Consider the following 15,007-nt stretch of genomic DNA (forward strand, 5'->3'; position numbering starts at 1 on the left):
TTGGGAAAAGGTTCAGCTAGGCTAGGAGTACTGTGCAGTGAACGCCACTGCTTTGATGCATGCGTCGTATGATTTGCCGACAAGAGGTGAATGACGCATATGAATGTACATGCACTCTCTCGCTAATTTCTTACGGATAAATTCATGGCAAATCCTTACCGCGAACTGCTTTCTACGCCCGGCGTCCCGGGGTTAGTGATTGCAAGCGCCATCGCCCGATTGCCACATGCAATGATTGGCATCGGGCTCATTACCATGCTGGTGCAGCACAATGGCGGGTATTGGCTGGCTGGTGCTATCGCGGCGACATTTACATTGTCGAATGCACTGATTGGCCCGCATCTCTCGAGGCTCGTCGATCGCCGGGGGCAGAGTCGCGTTCTACCCTGGGTCACCTCTTTCAGCATCATCATGTTGCTGGCGCTGATTGCGGCTGTTTACACCGGCGCCCCAGCGGTTGTTCTTTTTATTCTGGCGGTACTGGCAGGCAGTATGCCCAGCATGCCGGCGATGATCAGAGCACGTTGGACTCACTTGTTTCGCGGCTCACCGCAGTTGCATACGGCTTTTTCGCTGGACACGGTGCTGACAGAGATGTCCTTTATTATCGGCCCGCCGTTGGCGATTGGCCTGAGTACCGGTTTATTTGCTGAGGCCGGGCCCCTTGCTGCCGTATTGCTGCTGGCCATCGGGGTGACAGCGTTTTTATTGCAGCGCCGCACAGAGCCGCAGGTGATCGTGGCCAGCAAAGGCAAGGCACGCTCAACCCTGCATAACCCGGGCCTGCGCATTATCGTGCTGGCACTTCTGGCCATGGGCGTCATTGGTGGAGCGGTCGATGTGGCCGTCGTCGCATTTGCTAACGAACATGATTGGCCAACCTCCGCCAGCTTCATTTTGGCAGCCTATGCATTGGGCTCCATGATTGCCGGCCTGAGTTTTGGCGCCTTCCAAATAGGCATGCCGATTGAAAAACAATTTTTTATCGCTTTGCTGATCACTGCACTAACAGCGGTTTTACCTGTGTTTTCACCTAACGTTTACGCCTTGGCGGCCATGCTTCTGGTGGCGGGTATCTCTTTTGCTCCAACCATGGTCATCGCCATGAACCTTGGCTCGATCATCGTTCCCGCTGCACGCATGACCGAAGGTCTGACGTGGATGTCGACCGGCATCAGTATCGGGGTTGCGCTGGGCAGTATGCTCGCCGGGCTGGTTATTGATGTCTACGGTAGCGCTGCCGGGTTTGGCGTGGGCATTGGCGCCGGGCTGTTTATGGTCGCTACCGTACTGTTCGGGCTACCGGCTTTGCGTGAGGCGACAAGCACACATGAGGAATACGTCGCCACTGCACATCGCAGTGATATGACTTGACCTCATAAGCATCACCTCATGATTTTGGGTTTTCAGGCGCTCAAGCCGGCAATCGGGTTAAAGTCATCGTCAATGTGTATTAACGGTTGAAGTATGAACCCCACGTTGTTTGTTTCTCTGGATGGGCCCAAGGGCACAGGTAAAACCACACTGTTGGAGGCCATCACGCAAGTGCTGAGGGCTCACAACAAGAAAGTGATCCGGCTATGCGAGCGAAAAAGTGATCCCTACAGGGCTGAAACTATGGCCCTCGTCAACACGTTCGCCAGAAATCCCTCCTACGACCTTGAATTGACCATTTGTCAGCGCTTCGCAGAGAGCCGCGCCTGGATTTCCAGCCATGTACTCACACAGCAGGCCGTGGGCAGCATCATCCTGATTGATCGCTGGTATCCGTCGGATGCTGCGTTTCGCCGGACCGTCCCGTTTGCAGAGATCCTTCAGTTGAACTTGGATCGAAACGTGCGAGTGCCAGACCTGCATGTCGGAGTGGTCACTGCCCCTGAAATTTCCTGGGCGAGGGCGGCAACACGATCGCGGGGCCTGGGTAGCACAGTGATGCATCACCAGGCTGAGCATGTTGCGTGTACTGAAGCGTTCGAACGAGCGATTGAAGATCAAGGATGGGTTTTATGCCGCAACGATGGTGCTATTGAAACAGCAACCCAGCAGGTGGTTTCTGAAATCAATGGCGTGCTGCGTGGCATGACTTGAAAGGTCCTGATTGATGGTTAGCCCCGTGTAACGCTATAGCTTGGTGATGGGCAAACCTTTCCTATCCTGAACATCGCCGCTGAACCGAAGGCAATCAACTTAAGCAGAACGATGCCGGGAAGAGCAGGCTCAGCAACCATGCTGCCACAAAAAGTCCCACTCCGAATGTCAGATGCGCAATGACGCTCTTGCGCCTTGCAATACTCGGCGACCCTGTCTTAGAAGCGGCAACGCCGAAACCGAGCGCGGGTTGCATGATGAAAAAAGGTGCAATCACACTGACCAAACCCATCACCAGCGCGGGTGTCAGCGTAGGGTCGCAGATCCACGCTGGCCCTTTCGCACCTATCAGCAGCGTGGCGAAGACAATGCCCGTGATGTAATGGAATACCCACCCCATCAAGCGTTCGTTCCTGATAGGAGTTGCCGCCGTGATCGGGGCATGACGAAACCGCCCTTGCAGCATGTAGCCCAGCCAGCGGCCCACCAGGCCATAGTCAAGCGACGCTGAACCAAACACTCGTGCTTGAACAAAACCCGACACGTCCATGATCAGCGTTGCACCCATTCCAATACACAGAATGTGAAGCGCGGTTTCAGCTATTTCCACGGTATTTCTCCTTGCCTTGAGTCTGTTTTGGCGGTTTGATCCAGACAGTCTGCAAGTTCAAGTCGACTTGAGGTCAAGCATGAAAGAGATGGATATTAGTGAGGTGGCACGACGCTCCGGCTTACCGGCTTCAACGTTGCGCTACTACGAAGAGAAAGGCCTTATCAGTTCAGTGGGGCGCCGCGGCCTGAGTCGCGTGTTTCGTGCCGACATACTCCAGCGGTTGTCCTTGATCGCACTCGGACAATCTGCAGAGCTTTCGCTAGGCGATCTTGCTGCCATGCTGGATGCAGAGGGGCAGCCTGACATTGATCGTCAGCGGCTTAACCAAAAGGCCGATGAACTAGACCGCACTATCGAGCGGCTCACTGCCACACGCGACGAGCTTCGTCGAGTGGCGTGCTGTCCTGCTGTTCGTCACATTGAATGCTCAACGTTCCAGAAATTACTGAATGCTATCGGAAAGGAAGATACCAAGAGGAAATCCGGAAAGGGGAAACTGCGTAGACGTGGCGTGTGAATGCCTTTGTTAGATATCAACCTCAGCGCTAGCCGTAAGTACTTACCCGACCAAGGTGATCCTCTGCTCTGGATCGGAAACAGTCGCAAATGAGTGGCTGCTTCTGGCCGATTGTGTTGAAAAAGTCGGAATTTCAGGCTGGAAGAAGGCGACGTTGGCCCTCGTTTCAGATCTGGTCACCACGTTGCGTGGCTTTCCAGTTCTGCGTTGACCGTTGCAGCTTGGTTAATAGGTTAATTTGAGGGTTTTTGCTGATTCCGGGCGTACCTATCCCCTGGTCGGCGGCCCTTGTGAGGTCCGTTTCGCCAGTCGTCTTAAATTCTGTACCGCAGCGGCCAAGGTAAATTCGTCGTTTGCACCGGTCATTCCTCGTAGCCTTAATCGATCCCGTTTCAGGATTCGTTGGAGATGAGCGAACAACATTTCAACCTTTTTGCGCTCATGGCGAGAGCACATGTATGGCGGTGTTGCGGCAATTAGCCGAGCAACATTGCGTGCCGCCTCATGGACGCTACGGGCGATTTTTTGGAACGAGGTGTTTGGGCAGCAACGCTCTTTCATTGAGCATTTAGAGCAGGCAATTTGCCGGCCTCGGCACCCGTGTACCAGGCCAAGTCGATGTTCTTTTTGCTCAGTTTGTCGACAATGTGCTCGTGGTTTGGGGCACCAGCACGCTGGGCAAATCAAGTTTTAATAGTTCGGATGTTCGGGCTCGCAGATCCAGGGAGGCCAGTAGAGCTAGGCCATGGTGTTCACGGCAAAAAAGTCCGGGGTGAGGGCGCTGGGGCCGAACTGCGGGGCGCCGGTCATGGCGCTGGCCGGGGATTTGTCTAACGGTTTGACGCGCGTGCCGGTGAGGTCGTCGCCTTGTAGCGAGGCGATTTGGGACTCAAGGAAATGACGGCGGCTGGACTGGCGGGCAGTCGGGTGTCCTGGTCTTTCTGGTCGCTCATACGGGTACCTGATCAGATGTACCAAAATATTATCGGACCGGAGGCTAACAGGGGATTGTGACGGCGCTGTGGCAGCAAGTCGAACTGGAAGACGACTCAATCCCATATATAGGGCTGCAAAGTCATATATTGAACTGTTGTCAAGACTGGTTTATGGTCTGGACAAAACCAAAGGATCAGGCGGCAGTCGGGTTCCGAAAATAAATACAACAAGAGGTTTTCCCCATGACAAGTCCATCGCTGGACAGTTGTCTGCATGCCAGCACCATGAAGACGCTCAATCTGAAGCTGATTCCTTTCCTGATGCTGTTGTACATGGTGGCTTACATTGATAAGTCGAACATTTCGGTGGCGGCGCTAACCATGAACGCCGACCTCGGGCTCAGCGTGCGGATGTATGGCATCGGCGTGGGTCTGTTCTTCCTCACCTACATTCTGTTCGAAGTGCCCAGCAGCATCATCCTGACCCGGGTCGGTGCACGGCGCTGGATTGCCCGAATCATGATCACCTGGGGCATCATCGCTGCCGGCATGAGCCTGATCCAGAGCGCCAACCAGCTCTACGTCATGCGCCTGTTGCTGGGCGCGGCCGAAGCCGGTTTCACCCCCGGCATCATCTACTACCTGTCGCAGTGGTACCCGCGCAGTGACCGGGCCAAGGCCATGTCATGGTTCTACATCGGCGCGGCTCTGGCGTCGGTGATCGGATTGCCGATGTCGGGTGCATTTCTGCATCTGGACGGTTTGCTGGGCATTAACGGCTGGCGCTGGTTGTTCTTTCTCCAGGGCATTCCTGCAGTGGCGCTGGGCATTGTGGTCTTGCGCTACATGCCTGACTCCCCGGCGTCTACAAACTGGCTCGACAGCGCGCAAAAAGCCTGGCTCAGCCGCACCATCGAGGCCGAACAAGCGAGCACCGTCATCTCGCACAAGGATGCCTGGCATGTGGCGTTTCGCAGTCGCCAGGTGTGGCTGCTGAGTCTGTTCTGGTTGCTCCAGGCTTTCGGCACCATCGGGGTCACCCTGTTTTTGCCGCTGATCGTGCAGTCGGTATCCAGTCAGGGTTCGTTTGTGGTCAGCCTGCTGTCGGCAATGCCGTTTTTCCTGGCCTGCGTATTTATGTACGCCAATGGCCGTCATTCCGACCGCACCGGTGAGCGCGGCTGGCACCTGGGGGGGCCGCTGTTGCTGGCCGGGGGCATGCTGGGCCTGGCGGTGTTTACCGGCAATCAGTGGCTGGCCTACGTGATGCTGGTGGTGGCTGTTGGCCTGAATTGGGCGGCGACTCCGGTATTCTGGGCCACCACCACCGAGTATCTGTCCGGGCCTGCAGCTGCTGTTTCGATTGCCTTGATCAACTCCATCGCCAACATCGCAGGGCTTGGGCTGCCACCGGTCATGGGCTGGATCAAGGACACCACTCAAAGCTATGACTACGCCTTGTTGATGGTTGCCGTCGCCTTGCTTGTCGGTGGCATGCTGGGCCTGTACCTGGGCGGTCAACGCAAGCGCCAAATCCTGCGTGACGCCATCGTGGAGGGCCACAAAAATGTTCACAGTGCTTAAAGTTGCGCGTTTGCCGGACATGCTCAGCGAGGGTTTGCATGCCCGATATGAAGTATTGGAATGCAGTGAGAGCGGCAGCGAACTGGATGCGTCAAAGGCCCGGGGGATCCGCGCTCTGGTTGCCAATGGCGAGTCGCGGGTGCGGGCCGATTTGATCGGGCGGCTGCCCGACCTGCAAGTGATCGTGGTGTTTGGCGTCGGCTACGACGGTATCGATGTGGCGGCTGCCAGGGCCCGGGGCATTGTGGTGACGCACACGCCGGACGTGCTCACCGACGACGTGGCCGATTTCGCCATTACCTTGATGCTCGGCACTGCGCGGCGCATTGCCAAAGCCGATCAGTTCGTGCGTAGCGGGCAGTGGCAGCAAGGTCCGTTCGGTTTTACCCGCAAGGTCAGCGGGGCGCGGCTGGGCATCGTTGGCCTGGGGCGGATCGGCATGGCGATTGCCCGGCGCGCGGCGGCGTTCGACATGCGCATCAGCTACCACGGGCGTCGTCAGCTGGCGGTTGATTACCCGTACTACGCCTCGTTGACCGAACTGGCCGCCGCGGTGGATTTTCTGCTGATTGCCGTGGGCGGTGGAGAGTCGACCCGGCACCTGGTTGATGCCAAGGTGCTCGCCGCACTGGGCAGTGAAGGCATCCTGATCAATGTGGGGCGCGGTAGTGTGGTTGACGAGGCCGCGCTTGCCAGTGCATTGGCCCAAGGGCGCCTTTTGGGGGCCGGGCTGGATGTATTCGAGGATGAACCGCGGCCCCATCCCGGCTTGCTGGAGCTGGATAATGTGTTGCTGGCGCCGCATATGGCCAGTGCCACCTGGGATACGCGTCGGGCGATGTCCGACCTGACCCTGGCCAATCTGGCCGCGCATTTTAGCGATGCCGCCTACCCAACACCGATCCCGGATTGAACTGCCATTTTATGGCGCGAGCCCTTGCGCCTATTCTTGCAGCCCGGTTTTGATCAAGCCAGCCAGGTGTTTGATGGCAGGTGCCTGCAGTTCGGCGCCGGCATGCAGTACATAACCCAGGCCCAGGCACTTGGCATACGGCGATACATTGCCGGTGTCCCAGGTCATGGCCAGATCCAGGCTGGCGTCAGCGATCATCCCGAGCAACTCGGTGTTACGGGCAATCCTGACTTCGAGACTGACCCTGGGTCAGGTTTTGACGAAGCGCCGCAGAATGCCGCTTAAAAGCTATCTGACTCTTATGGGTCGATTGCAGTCCTTCACGACAGGCAGCAAGCAATCGGCCAAAAAGAGCCAGTCGGGACTGGCCGCTTTGTGGAAAACTGTTTCAGAATGAAGTTCGGTTGTACTGCGCAAGCAAGCAGCAGCATGGTGGTGGTGGTGGTGGTGGTGGTGGTGGTGGTGGTGGTGGTGGCGAAATAGGATGCAATTGAAGGCAGGAACCAAATACCGGCTATGTAACCAAATAAAATCAAGGAGAAAATCATGCGGAAAATCGTTTCGTTTGTGCATGTGTCACTGGACGGTTTTGTTGCCTCCACCGATGAAGGAATGGATAGCCTGGGCTGGATAAGTCTGAGCGACGATTTGTTTGGATACGTGGAGCAGCGAATTCAGCAGACCGACACCGCGTTATACGGGCGCGTCACCTACCAGATGATGGAGTCGTACTGGCCAACCGCTGCCGAACAGCCCAACGCCAGTGCGCATGACCACGCGCATTCGCGCTGGTATAAAACCGCCCGCAAAATTGTGTTGTCGACAACCCTGCTGGAAAAAAATCATCCTGATACCAAAATTATCAGTAGCAATTTAAGCGATGAAATTAGCAAGCTCAAGCACAGCGCGGGCAGCGAGATTTTAGTGTTTGGTAGCCCTGGCGCCACTCACGCGCTGATGGCGGAGAATCTCATCGACGAGTATTTGCTATTCATCAATCCGATTCTGCTCGGGCAGGGTATTCCCTTGTTCAAAAACATTGAGGACAGAACCGCACTCACGTTGGTGAAAAGTAAACTTTTTGCGTCGGGCGTGGTGTGCCTGAACTACGTGGTAAAACGAAATAAATGATGCAAGGTTGTGATTTTTCATTTAGGTCAGTCTTTCGCTAGTACTGCTTGGTTTTGCTTGCAGAACTTCACGACTGTCCGGTTTCGGGTATCGAAATCAGGAAGCTATCTGACTCTTATGGGTCGATTCTGTTGAAAAACTCAAGCATCTGCGTCCGTGTCGCCTTGGGCCTAGGAAGGACATAATCAGTGCACGACCATGAAATGTGATTTCGATGACCACGATAATTAAGCGCCTGACCCCGGATCATGCCGCGTTGTATCGAGCGCTAATGCTTGAGGCTTATCGCCTTCATCCCGATGCTTTTACTTCCGATGTCGGCGAGCGCGAAGCCTTACCCATCGAGTGGTGGGAGAAAAGGCTTAATAGTGGATCTGATGCTGCCGATGTGGTGTTCGCTGCGTTTGAGGATGAAGATTTGCTTGGTGTCGCTGGACTTTCTGTTGAAAGAAGAAAAAAGGCCAGCCACAAATCCACGCTCTTCGGAATGTACGTTCCACTCGCTCATCGAGAGAAAGGCATCGGCTATAAACTGCTGCGTAGCGTCCTGGCCTATGCAAAATCCCAGCCTCAGCTTTTGCTCGTTCAGCTCACCGTCACCGAGGGCAATCGAGGTGCACAAAGGCTCTATGAGCGAATGGGATTCAAGCCATTTGGAATAGAGCCTTTGGCGGTAGCAGTAGGGCAGCAATTCGTTTCGAAAGTGCATATGTGGCACGATCTACGAAACGATACCTGGGCATTGATCAGTGCCTCGACTTGAGCGGCCTGCGCCATTATCTCGCTGGCTAGCGACTGATGGCGCTTGTTTGCGTCAGGATCCTGCCGACGTCTTGTGCAGGAGGAAGTCCAAACACTCGCGCATACTCCCTGCTGAATTGCGTCGCGCTTTCATAGCCGACCTCGAAGGCAGCAGTCATGACGTTCTGAGCGTTGGCCACCATCAGCGTTCTGGCCTGGAGCAGGCGAATCCGTTTCTGATACTGCAATGGGCTCAGATTGGTGACTGCCTTGAAGTGGCGGTGAAACGCCGAGACGCTCATTGATGCTCGTTCCGCCAAGCGCTCCACGCCAATGGGCTGAGCGAAGTCACGGCGGATCCACTGGATCGCCATGTTGACGCGCGCCATCGCACTATCCGGCGCTGCGATCTCGCGCAGCATCCAGCCATGGGGCCCTTGGAGTACACGGAAGATAATTTCTCGCTCGTAAACCGGGGCCAGGGCTGCGATGGCGTCCGGGTCGCCCATCAATCGCAGCATTCGCACCCAGGCATCCATCAGGTCGGTTGTGACTGACGCCACGCAAAACCCAGGCGCGTTCTCAACGCGGCCGACAGGTTTAGGCAGGTCCGCAAATAGCGTCGACAGCACTGCCGGGTCAAGAGTCAGACTCACTGCCAAGTAAGGTTCTCCCGATACGCTCGGATGCACAGACCCCACGGCTGGCAAATCAATGGACATGACGAAATAGGTCGCAGGGTCATACCGAAGCGTCCGATCCCCCACGGTCATGCTCTTACTGCCTTGCAGGATCACATTGATCATCGGGTCATAGACCGCCGCCAGCATGTGCTCGGGGATTTTGCCCTGAACCATGGCCACGCGGGGAATGCCCGTTTCGGTACGGCGATTTTCAGCCTTGGCCGCTAGCGACCTGAGTTCATTCAGTTGATTGTCCATGCTGGCATGCTGACGGCAGGACCCGGCGCCATGCAAGCGAAAAGCAGAAACAGGCAGGTTTCGGGTAGAAATGGGTACGAACCTGACGATCCTGATGAGTACTGTGGGTGCACATATGAACCACAGAGGAACATCAGATGAGCGTAATCGTCATTACCGGTGGCAGCCGTGGAATCGGTGCCAGTGCCGCCGAGCACATTGCTCAGCGTGGGATGGGGGTCATCCTGACCTACAACACTAATCCACGGGCTGCCGCGACGGTCGTGGAACGCATTGAACACGTCGGTGGCAAGGCTGTTGCTCTCAAGCTCGACGTGTCTGACGTTGGCAGCTTCGAGGTGTTTCGCCAGTCAGTGGTACTGACCTTGCGGGACACCTGGGATGCCACCACTTTGGGTGGCCTGGTCAACAACGCCGGCTACGGTCTGTTCAATCCTTTGGCAACGGTCACCGAAGCGCAGTTCGATGGTTTGTTCAACGTGCACCTCAAAGGCCCGTTTTTCCTGACCCAGACCCTGCTGCCGCTGTTCGCGGAAAACGCCAGTATCGTTAATCTGACCAGTGCCACCACCCGCGTCGCCACCGCTGGCGTGGCGCCCTATGCGGCGTTCAAGGGTGGGCTCGAAGTGCTCACCCGTTACATGGCCAAAGAGTTCGGCGAGCGGCGCATACGGGCCAACGCCGTATCGCCCGGCGTCATCCGTACCGAGTTGGGTGGCGGTCTGAACGATGAGTTTGAGGCGATACTGGCGGCGCAAACCGCACTTGGGCGAGTCGGCGAGCCTGAAGACGTCGCCCGTGTGATCGCCATGTTACTGTCAGAGGAGGGCGCCTGGATCAATGCCCAGACCCTCGAAGTTTCCGGCGGCTACAACATCTGAATACCTGAGGATTTTGTCATGCTGGATCATATCTTTTTGTCCGTGAGCGATATCGCCCGGTCCATCCGTTTCTACGAAGCGGCCCTGACCCCGTTGGGTATCACCGCACGCCTGGACTACGACGGCAAGGACGGCCCGCCGGGTCATCCTGATCTTAAAGGCTTCGGCGCCAACGGCCGGATGTTCTTCTGGCTGCGTGAGGGCGTTGTCGAAGGGCGTGCGGTACATGTTGGTTTTATCGCGCACAGCAAGGCTGAAGTGGATGCCGCCTACGCCGCTGCCATGAATCTGGGGGCAATCGACAACGGCTCGCCTGGCGCGCGCTTGCACTACCACCCTGACTATTACGCTGCCAATGTGCTGGATCCGGATGGGTACAGCCTCGAATTCGTCTACAAAACATGGCAGCACGCCCAATGAGTACTCATTTGCGCGGGATCCTTGGCGCGCACCAGCCGGTGGTTTCTGAAATCTATAGCGTGCTGCTTGGCGCTTGCTCAGTGAGCTCAGGCGCTGTCACGGGATAAAGTTCGTCTAGCACCCTCATCAGCGCCCGTTTGCGTGGATTTTCCAGGCCGAGCCAAGCCACGCCGATGCCAGCCCCGCTCATGGGCAGAGTCAGTGGGCGAGTCACGACACCCGCGGGCAATGCCGATGCTGCGCCGCTTGGCAATATGCCAATGCCCAGACCGGCGGCCACCAACGCCAACTGTGTGGTGAACTCGCCCATTTCCCGGGCAATGGTCAGCGTAACTTTTCGTCTGTGAAAGCCTGCCAGCATCTGGTCATACAAGCCGGGAGCGAACTTGCGCGCTAGCACCAGTACCGGACATCCGGCTAGATCCTGAGGCTTTATACGAGGTTTGGCGCATAACGGGTTTTCTTGTGGCAGCGCGACGACCAGTGACTCTTCGAAAAGCATGCGTGTCTGGACGCCAGGTACATTCAAGGGCAGGCGTACCAAGGCAAAATCCAGGGCGTTGTCCAGCAAGGCCCGAGCTTGCGCTAGCGAAGGCATGTCCTTGAGCTCCAGTTCGATGTGCGGGTAGCGTTGCTCCAGCGTACGGACGAGTTGCGGCAACAAGTGCGACAACGTTGAAGACACAAATGCCAGACGCAATATGCCAACCTCACCGGCCGCCGCTTGCTGCAGCACTTCAAGGGCGCGCCGGGCCTGGCGCAGAGTAGCCAAGGCCTCGGGCAGAAATAGCATTCCTTCCTCGGTCAACTCGACGCGGTGCCGGTTACGCTCGAATAACTGTGCGCCTACCTCTTCCTCCAGAGCCCGTATTTGCGCGCTCAGGGCGGGCTGGACTATGTGCAGGCGCACCGCTGCTCGGCCGAAATGCAACTCTTCGGCCAGTGTCGCGAAAGCTTTCAAATGCTTGAGTTCCACATCTTCTCCCTGTGCAGCATGGTCACTTGGTGATCACGAGGGGTGATCACAACATCACCATAAACGATTGGCATCCCGGCGCGATAGCAGTTGAAAGTGGCGACATTGCCCATTCAACAACTCAGCGTAGGGAGACACACATGATCGACAGCTTTCGTCTGAACGGGCGTCGAGCGCTGATCACCGGTTCGGTACGCGGCATTGGCCTGGCTCTGGCTCGCGGGCTGGCACAAGCGGGTGCCCACGTGGTGCTCAATGGCCGCGATGCCGAGCGCGCTCAAGGTGCTTGCGCGCTGTTGCGCGATGAAGGGCTGGACGTCGATTACTCGGTATTCGACGTGACCGACCACGTTGCTGTCGCAACGGCCATCGATGGGCTGGAAGAGTGCCTGGGGCCGATTGATATTCTGATCAACAACGCTGGCTTGCAGCATCGCCAGGCGCTCCAGGATGTCAGCGCCAATGACTGGCACCGGCTGATGAGTACCAATCTTGATGGCGTGTTCAATGTATCCCAGGCGGTGGCTCGTCACATGATTGCGCGCCGGCACGGCAAGATCATCAACATTGGCTCGGTGCAAAGCGAACTGGCCCGACGTTCCATCGCACCTTACGCCGCCAGCAAGGGCGCCGTGCGAATGCTCACGCGGGGCATGTGTGCCGACTGGGCAGGTCTGGGTCTTCAGATCAATGCCCTGGCCCCCGGCTATTTTCAGACGGAATTGAATCAGGCGCTGGTCAACGATCCGGCGTTCTGCGAATGGCTGTTGCAGCGAACGCCTGCCGGGCGTTGGGGCAATGTAGAGGAGCTCTGCGGAGCGGCCGTTTTTCTCGCATCATCAGCCTCCAACTTCGTTAACGGTCAGACCCTTTTCGTCGATGGTGGCTTGACCAGCGTCGTCTAACTCTCTCGCCAAGGACTCCCGCATGCCTCAATCCCTGCCAACCCTGTGCGGCTCAATCATGGGCTCGCCGTTTTCGCTCTCTGCAAAGATCCACAACGCGGCTTATGCAGCGCTGGGCCTGGATTACACCTTTGTCTGTTTTGGCGTCGAAGATCCGGTCGCCGCCGTAGCAGCCATTCGTACGCTGGGCGTGCGCGGCATGAACGTTTCCATGCCCTATAAAACCGCAGTGATGCCTCATTTGGACAAGATTGACGAGTCTGCCCACGTCATCGGTGCGGTCAACACCATCAATAACGTCGACGGGGTACTGACCGGCTACAACACCGACTACCTCGGTGCAGTACGTGCCCTGGAAGAAGTCACCGATCTGTGCGGCAAGCGTATCGCCGTAATCGGTGCCGGCGGCGCGGCTCGTGCGGTGGTCTACGGGTGTTTGCAAGCAGCGGCCGAGGTCACTGTGTTCAATCGCAGCGTCGAGCGCGGTGCTGCGCTGGCAGAAGAGCTTGGGGCAAGGTGGGGCGGGGGCGTCGAGGCATTCACGGCCGAGGCCTTCGACATCGTCATCAATGCGACGTCCGTGGGCTTCAAGCAACCGGACAGTAACCCGCTGGACGGCAGCCTGGCCGGTCACCTGCTGGTCATGGACGTGGCCTTCATGCCGGTGCATACCGCGCTGTTGCTGCAAGCCCAATCGTTGGGTTGCCGCACCATTGCCGGCACCCGCATGTTAGTGCACCAGGCGTGTCGGCAAATCGAGTTGTACACCGGGAAAGAGGCTCCAATCGACATCATGGAGCAGGCCATGCTCCAGGAAATACAGCGGTTGAAATTGTAAGCAACCCTTCGACTGGTCAATAACAAGATGCCGTAAAGGCACCTGGAGGTACCCCATGACTCACGATCATTCAGCATCCGACATTGCCACGCCCCCCGACGCGCAAGCGCACAAAAAAGATTTGCACCGCGCGGCTTGGGCCTGCTCCCTGGGAAGTGCACTGGAGTACTACGACTTTGCGCTTTACACCCTGGCTTCGGCATTGATTTTCGGGCCTCTGTTCTTTCCGGAGCAGACCCGCGCCATGAGCCTGATCGCCAGTTTCGGTACCTATTTTCTGGGCTTTGCGATACGGCCTCTGGGCGGGGTACTGTTCGGCATGATCGGTGATCGCGTCGGGCGTAAGTTCGTGCTGACATCGACAGTGCTGCTGATGGGCATTTCCAGCACGCTCATCGGTGCACTGCCAAGCTTCCATCAAGTCGGCTACCTGGCACCCATGCTGTTGGTGATCCTGCGTCTTCTGCAAGGGTTGGGCGCGGGTGCCGAGCAGGCCGGTGCGGCGGTAATGATGACCGAATACGCCCCTGAGGGCCGACGGGGTTTCTATGCTGCGCTGCCGTTCCTTGGCATCCAATTGGGCACCATCCTCGCAGCGCTGGTGTATTTCCTGGTGGTCAGCGGCAATGACAACGTGATCGAAAGCGGGCTGTGGCGGGTGCCGTTCTTCAGCAGCGTGGTGATCGTTGCGTTGGGCTTGTACATGCGTCTGTCGCTCAAGGAATCCCCGACTTTTATCCGCCTGAAGGCGCTCAAACGTGTCTGCGTCAACCCGCTTAAAAGCGCGATGGAGCATTCCAAACCCACGTTGTTGATCGGCATTGGGCTGCGCCTGGGAGAAAACGGTGGCTCGTCGATTTACCAGGCGCTGGCGGTAAGCTACATCGTTGGCGTGGTAGGGCTGCAAGGGCCGGTGGGGGTGTTGACCCTTATCTGCGCGGCCAGCCTGGGCGCGATGACCGTACCGATTGCGGGCAAGCTCAGCGACCGTTTTGGCCGAGTCGTGGTCTACCGGGCCTTTGCTCTGGTGCAATTGGCACTGGCATTCCCGGTGTGGTGGGTGCTCAGTCTGGGCAATGTCGTAGCAAGTGTCATTGCTATCTCCATCGCCTTGGGCATTGGCACTTGGGGTATGTTCGGTACGCAGGCTGCGTTGCTGCCAGAGTTGTTTGGCTCGCGTCACCGCTACATGGGGGTGTCCATCGCTCGTGAGGCATCGGCAGTGATCGCTGGTGGGATTGCGCCGATGATCGGGGCCGGCATCATTGCGCTGGTGGTGGCAAGCCATGACGGTGACGCCAGCGCAGGTATCGGCGCTTGGCTGCCCATTGCCTGTTACCTGACGCTGCTTACACTGATCACCCTGTACGCCACATTCAAAACCCCGGAAACCCTCAATCGCGACTTGGATGATCCGCGGGATGCCTGGGAAACAGCCCATGCCGACTCAGCAATGCATGTCCCGTCCAGCAGCACTCGAGGTACACGAACGGCTTGAGGGCCGCTATAAACACGATGTCGAGG

Annotated in this window: 16 protein-coding genes and 1 pseudogene; 12 read left to right on the forward strand and 5 right to left on the reverse strand. The window is 57.3% G+C overall.

Annotation, left to right across the window (positions count from 1 at the left end):
• Positions 1–144 precede the first annotated feature (144 nt).
• Together EQV93_RS19170 and EQV93_RS19175 are read left to right on the forward strand one after the other, a co-directional pair.
• Complete coding sequence (locus tag EQV93_RS19170; protein WP_240892192.1) at positions 145–1,374, forward strand: MFS transporter; 1,230 nt, start codon at positions 145–147, stop codon at positions 1,372–1,374.
• Between the two features lie 93 nt (positions 1,375–1,467).
• Positions 1,468–2,088: a dTMP kinase gene (locus EQV93_RS19175; protein WP_240892194.1), complete on the forward strand. Its 621-nt coding sequence runs from the start codon at positions 1,468–1,470 to the stop codon at positions 2,086–2,088.
• A gap of 94 nt (positions 2,089–2,182) precedes the next feature.
• Here the strand turns inward: EQV93_RS19175 and EQV93_RS19180 are convergent, their stop codons facing one another.
• The gene (locus EQV93_RS19180; RefSeq protein ID WP_240892196.1) at positions 2,183–2,698 is read right to left on the reverse strand and encodes a DUF2938 domain-containing protein; all 516 of its coding nucleotides are present in this window, start codon (positions 2,696–2,698) and stop codon (positions 2,183–2,185) included.
• A 79-nt stretch (positions 2,699–2,777) separates the two neighbouring features.
• Between EQV93_RS19180 and EQV93_RS19185 the strand changes: the two genes are divergently transcribed.
• Positions 2,778–3,218 carry a helix-turn-helix domain-containing protein gene (locus tag EQV93_RS19185; protein ID WP_122785965.1) on the forward strand — a complete coding sequence of 147 codons (441 nt, stop codon included), beginning with the start codon at positions 2,778–2,780 and terminating at the stop codon, positions 3,216–3,218.
• A gap of 267 nt (positions 3,219–3,485) precedes the next feature.
• Here the strand turns inward: EQV93_RS19185 and EQV93_RS19190 are convergent.
• A pseudogene (locus tag EQV93_RS19190) lies at positions 3,486–3,899 on the reverse strand (transposase); the annotation flags it as partial.
• A 497-nt stretch (positions 3,900–4,396) separates the two neighbouring features.
• Here EQV93_RS19190 and EQV93_RS19200 point away from each other — a divergent pair.
• Positions 4,397–5,737 (forward strand): MFS transporter, encoded by a 1,341-nt coding sequence (locus tag EQV93_RS19200; protein WP_146387532.1) that lies wholly within the window; start codon positions 4,397–4,399, stop codon positions 5,735–5,737.
• Positions 5,721–6,650 carry a 2-hydroxyacid dehydrogenase gene (locus EQV93_RS19205; RefSeq protein ID WP_146387530.1) on the forward strand — a complete coding sequence of 310 codons (930 nt, stop codon included), beginning with the start codon at positions 5,721–5,723 and terminating at the stop codon, positions 6,648–6,650. Before EQV93_RS19200 ends, EQV93_RS19205 begins: the two co-directional genes overlap by 17 nt.
• A 30-nt stretch (positions 6,651–6,680) precedes the next feature.
• Here EQV93_RS19205 and EQV93_RS19210 read toward each other — a convergent pair whose 3' ends face one another.
• On the reverse strand, positions 6,681–6,848 hold the full coding sequence (locus EQV93_RS19210; protein WP_240892198.1) for a hypothetical protein: 168 nt from the start codon (positions 6,846–6,848) through the stop codon (positions 6,681–6,683).
• Positions 6,849–7,196: 348 nt separating this feature from the next.
• Here EQV93_RS19210 and EQV93_RS19215 point away from each other — a divergent pair, with 348 nt between their 5' ends.
• Positions 7,197–7,781: a dihydrofolate reductase family protein gene (locus EQV93_RS19215; RefSeq protein WP_122785968.1), complete on the forward strand. Its 585-nt coding sequence runs from the start codon at positions 7,197–7,199 to the stop codon at positions 7,779–7,781.
• Positions 7,782–7,995: 214 nt separating this feature from the next.
• Positions 7,996–8,544 (forward strand): GNAT family N-acetyltransferase, encoded by a 549-nt coding sequence (locus EQV93_RS19220; RefSeq protein WP_240892200.1) that lies wholly within the window; start codon positions 7,996–7,998, stop codon positions 8,542–8,544.
• A 25-nt stretch (positions 8,545–8,569) separates the two neighbouring features.
• On the opposite strand, the gene EQV93_RS19225 is transcribed toward EQV93_RS19220, so the two are convergent.
• Positions 8,570–9,463: an AraC family transcriptional regulator gene (locus tag EQV93_RS19225; protein WP_240892201.1), complete on the reverse strand. Its 894-nt coding sequence runs from the start codon at positions 9,461–9,463 to the stop codon at positions 8,570–8,572.
• Between the two features lie 137 nt (positions 9,464–9,600).
• On the opposite strand from EQV93_RS19225, the gene EQV93_RS19230 reads away from it, so the two are divergent.
• Together EQV93_RS19230 and EQV93_RS19235 are read left to right on the forward strand one after the other, a co-directional pair.
• Positions 9,601–10,344, forward strand: coding sequence for an SDR family NAD(P)-dependent oxidoreductase (locus EQV93_RS19230; RefSeq protein WP_240892204.1), 744 nt, complete (start codon positions 9,601–9,603; stop codon positions 10,342–10,344).
• A gap of 18 nt (positions 10,345–10,362) precedes the next feature.
• The gene (locus EQV93_RS19235) at positions 10,363–10,764 is read left to right on the forward strand and encodes a VOC family protein (protein WP_146387516.1); all 402 of its coding nucleotides are present in this window, start codon (positions 10,363–10,365) and stop codon (positions 10,762–10,764) included.
• 52 nt (positions 10,765–10,816) lie between these two features.
• Here the strand turns inward: EQV93_RS19235 and EQV93_RS19240 are convergent, their stop codons facing one another.
• A complete protein-coding gene (locus EQV93_RS19240) occupies positions 10,817–11,740 on the reverse strand; it encodes a LysR family transcriptional regulator (RefSeq protein ID WP_240892205.1) in 924 nt (307 codons plus the stop codon).
• A 140-nt stretch (positions 11,741–11,880) separates the two neighbouring features.
• Between EQV93_RS19240 and EQV93_RS19245 the strand changes: the two genes are divergently transcribed.
• The 3 genes from EQV93_RS19245 to EQV93_RS19255 are packed head-to-tail and all read left to right on the forward strand — an operon-like array spanning position 11,881 to position 14,981.
• Positions 11,881–12,645 (forward strand): SDR family NAD(P)-dependent oxidoreductase, encoded by a 765-nt coding sequence (locus tag EQV93_RS19245; RefSeq protein ID WP_146387512.1) that lies wholly within the window; start codon positions 11,881–11,883, stop codon positions 12,643–12,645.
• Positions 12,646–12,667: 22 nt separating this feature from the next.
• A complete protein-coding gene (gene aroE / locus EQV93_RS19250; RefSeq protein WP_240892206.1) occupies positions 12,668–13,483 on the forward strand; it encodes a shikimate dehydrogenase in 816 nt (271 codons plus the stop codon).
• Positions 13,484–13,538: 55 nt separating this feature from the next.
• The gene (locus EQV93_RS19255; protein ID WP_240892207.1) at positions 13,539–14,981 is read left to right on the forward strand and encodes an MFS transporter; all 1,443 of its coding nucleotides are present in this window, start codon (positions 13,539–13,541) and stop codon (positions 14,979–14,981) included.
• Positions 14,982–15,007: the final 26 nt, after the last annotated feature.

This window comes from Pseudomonas sp. TMW22091 (assembly GCF_022496705.1).
Taxonomy (GTDB): domain Bacteria; phylum Pseudomonadota; class Gammaproteobacteria; order Pseudomonadales; family Pseudomonadaceae; genus Aquipseudomonas; species Aquipseudomonas saxonica.

Bases quoted from the DNA above. Each gene is read 5' to 3' on its own strand.
- EQV93_RS19170 (WP_240892192.1), top strand. From the start codon at position 145: ATGGCAAATCCTTACCGCGAACTGCTTTCTACGCCCGGCGTCCCGGGG.
- EQV93_RS19175 (WP_240892194.1), top strand. From the start codon at position 1,468: ATGAACCCCACGTTGTTTGTTTCTCTGGATGGGCCCAAGGGCACAGGT.
- EQV93_RS19185 (WP_122785965.1), top strand. From the start codon at position 2,778: ATGAAAGAGATGGATATTAGTGAGGTGGCACGACGCTCCGGCTTACCG.
- EQV93_RS19200 (WP_146387532.1), top strand. From the start codon at position 4,397: ATGACAAGTCCATCGCTGGACAGTTGTCTGCATGCCAGCACCATGAAG.
- EQV93_RS19205 (WP_146387530.1), top strand. From the start codon at position 5,721: ATGTTCACAGTGCTTAAAGTTGCGCGTTTGCCGGACATGCTCAGCGAG.
- EQV93_RS19210 (WP_240892198.1), bottom strand. From the start codon at position 6,848: ATGATCGCTGACGCCAGCCTGGATCTGGCCATGACCTGGGACACCGGC.
- EQV93_RS19215 (WP_122785968.1), top strand. From the start codon at position 7,197: ATGCGGAAAATCGTTTCGTTTGTGCATGTGTCACTGGACGGTTTTGTT.
- EQV93_RS19220 (WP_240892200.1), top strand. From the start codon at position 7,996: ATGACCACGATAATTAAGCGCCTGACCCCGGATCATGCCGCGTTGTAT.
- EQV93_RS19225 (WP_240892201.1), bottom strand. From the start codon at position 9,463: ATGGACAATCAACTGAATGAACTCAGGTCGCTAGCGGCCAAGGCTGAA.
- EQV93_RS19230 (WP_240892204.1), top strand. From the start codon at position 9,601: ATGAGCGTAATCGTCATTACCGGTGGCAGCCGTGGAATCGGTGCCAGT.
- EQV93_RS19235 (WP_146387516.1), top strand. From the start codon at position 10,363: ATGCTGGATCATATCTTTTTGTCCGTGAGCGATATCGCCCGGTCCATC.
- EQV93_RS19245 (WP_146387512.1), top strand. From the start codon at position 11,881: ATGATCGACAGCTTTCGTCTGAACGGGCGTCGAGCGCTGATCACCGGT.
- aroE (WP_240892206.1), top strand. From the start codon at position 12,668: ATGCCTCAATCCCTGCCAACCCTGTGCGGCTCAATCATGGGCTCGCCG.
- EQV93_RS19255 (WP_240892207.1), top strand. From the start codon at position 13,539: ATGACTCACGATCATTCAGCATCCGACATTGCCACGCCCCCCGACGCG.